Here is a 2,578-nt window from a genome sequence, read left to right on the forward strand (position 1 = left end):
CCGTCCATCCGGATCACGACGACGCCGGGGATCTCGACGTCGCCCGGGTGCTCGCCGAGCTCGCGGAAGACCTGCGTGCCGGCCTGTCGTCCGAGGACGGGCATGCCGGGATGGGTCGCCACCGAGATGAGCCACAGCAACGAGAGGCCGATGCCGATGACGACACCGGCAAGCACCCCGAAGACGAGCGTGCCCATCATGGCCGCGATGGCCACCCAGAAGTCGAAGCGCTGCACACGTGCGAGACGGCGCAGCTCGGCGACGTCCATCATCCCCATCACGACAGCCTCGATGATCAGGGCCGCCAGGACCGGCTTGGGCAGGTCGGAGAAGAGAGGCGCGAGCACGAGCAGGGTCAGCAGGACCATCAGTCCTGAGGTGAGCGAGGCCAGGCCCGTCCGGGCGCCGGAGTGGTCGTTGAGCGAGCTCGCCGACAGGCTGGTCGAGACCGGCATCCCCTGCAGGAGCCCGGCTCCGATGTTCGCAGCCGATTGGGCGAGGGACTCCTGGTTCACGTCGATCTGGTAGTCGTGCTTCCCTGCGAAGGAACGAGCATCCCCGGCCGTCTGCGAGAAGCCGATCAGCACGAGCGCCACCGCGGCGATCGCCACGACGGCTACGTGGTCCCACATCAGGGAGACATCGGGGACGTCGACGGATGGCAGTCCCCTGGGCACGTCGCCCACCAGGGCCACGCCCCGCGACCCCAGGTCCAGGGCCCAGGACGCTGCAAGTCCACCGACCACCAGCACGAGGGCGCCGGGGACGCGCGGATACCTCGCGCGCAGTCCGAACACCACGACGAGCGACGCGAGACCGACGGCCAGCGTCGACAGCTGGGTGTCGGCGAGGGTGCCGCACCAGGACCACAGCTCCTCGAAGGACGTCGAGCCGTCGGCATCGGTGCCCGTGAGCTTGGGGAGCTCGCCTATCACGACGTCGACGGCGGCCCCGAAGAGGAAGCCGGTCACCACCGCTCGGGACAGGAACTGTGCGATCCATCCCATGCGGAGCACGGCGAGCAGGAGGAAGAGGACCCCCGACGCGATCGTGATCCCGGCCACGAACGAGGCGACCTCCCCCTCCTGCGTGATGCCGGCAGCCAGTACGGCGCTGGCGGCCACCGCGGCCAGTCCCGAGCTCGGCCCCATCGAGATCTGGCGGCTCGTGCCGAAGACGGCGTACAGGATCGCGCCGGCCATCGCCGCGTAGAGGCCGTTCTGGAGGGGTATCCCCGCGATGCCGGCATACCCCAGGTTCTTCGGAACGATCAGTGCGGCGACGGTGAGTCCCGCCACGATGTCGCCGCGCAGCCACCGTCGGTCGTAGGAGGCGATCCAGCCCAGGATCGGTAGGAAGCGAGTGGATGCCACGAGGCTCATTCTGACGACAGGTGACCCCGCCCGTGCTGTTTCCGGCGGGCCCGTCGCTCGTCCCCGAACATTCGGTATGTCTGCGACCCAGGGACGCGTAGGTCCCGGTTCGCGTGATGCTGGGTCGCTGAGGAGGAGTGATGCCCGACAGGGAAGACGTCGTGCTGGTGCAGGGCGGCGATGCGGTCCACGGCCTGGTCGGTCGGGTTCTCGGGCCGTCCCCGTGGGTGGGGATCACCCAGGACGGGGTTGATGCCTTCGGCCGTGCGGTCCTGGACTGGCACTGGGCACACAACGACCCGGACCGTGCCGCCCGGGGTCCCTTCGCCACCACCATCGCGCACGCCCACCTGACCCTCGGGCTCATCCCGCACCTGCGCGAGTCCGTGCTGGGGTTCGCCAGCGGTGAGTGCATGTTCTACGGCTACAACCGGGTTCGGTTTCCCGCCACGGTCCCGGTGGGCTCCCGGATCCGTCTGGTCGCAACGGTCGTGGACGTCGACGACATCGCCGGTGGCGAGCAGCTCACCCTCGACCTCGTGCTCGAGATCGAGGGCCACGAGCGTCCCGGCTGTGTCGCGCAGGCAGTCTTCCGTCACTACGAGATCGACGCGCCTGCCTAGCTCGACGCGCCCTCCCGCGCCCGGTGCGCAGTGGACACCAACGGACCTCCCGGCGGATCCTGACAGTCTGCCCGGCCCGCGGCGATCGGAGGCGGCATGAGCGCTCTGCCTTCGTCCTGTCCTGCCACCCGGATCTCACCACGGTCTCGAAGGGCTTCTCCTCCTCCGTCCTGATGTCGTGGGGCACCCTGGAGCTCCTCGTGGAGGTCATGCAGGGCGCCACACGCGTTGCTTCCACGAGCTGTGGCTCGCCGCCACCGCCCCGGTCGAGCACGTGCCGCTCTGGGAGGCGATCGCGACGACACGGACCTCGACGTAGCCCGCTCGAGGGCGCCCCCCTCCGGGGTGGGGAGGGCTGTCGCGAGCCCGTCGAGCGCCCCTAGGTTCGTGGGCGGTCCGTGTGACGGGTTCTCCCGTCCGGCCCCGATGAGAGGAAGCCGCATGTCTTTGTGGGACAAGCTGAAGGACGCCATCACGACCGACGACGCCGAGGCGGCCGAGGAGGCGCGCCAGGAGGCCGAGCAGGCCCAGGCCGAGGCCGACAAGGCGAAGGTCGAGGCCCAGGCACGCGCCGACGAGGCC

Annotated in this window: 2 protein-coding genes; one reads left to right on the top strand and one right to left on the bottom strand. The window is 69.8% G+C overall.

The features are described 5' to 3' along the window. A partial coding sequence (locus ACXJKL_RS19095) for a SulP family inorganic anion transporter (RefSeq protein ID WP_457208580.1) occupies positions 1-1,373 on the bottom strand: 1,373 nt, incomplete at its 3' end. 140 nt (positions 1,374-1,513) lie between these two features. Here ACXJKL_RS19095 and ACXJKL_RS19100 point away from each other — a divergent pair. Next, positions 1,514-1,996 carry a MaoC family dehydratase gene (locus tag ACXJKL_RS19100; protein ID WP_457208581.1) on the top strand — a complete coding sequence of 161 codons (483 nt, stop codon included), beginning with the start codon at positions 1,514-1,516 and terminating at the stop codon, positions 1,994-1,996. The last annotated feature ends 582 nt before the right edge of the window (positions 1,997-2,578 follow it).

The organism is Nocardioides sp. P5_C9_2 (genome assembly GCF_054049555.1).

Bases quoted from the DNA above. Each gene is read 5' to 3' on its own strand.
- ACXJKL_RS19100 (WP_457208581.1), top strand. From the start codon at position 1,514: ATGCCCGACAGGGAAGACGTCGTGCTGGTGCAGGGCGGCGATGCGGTC.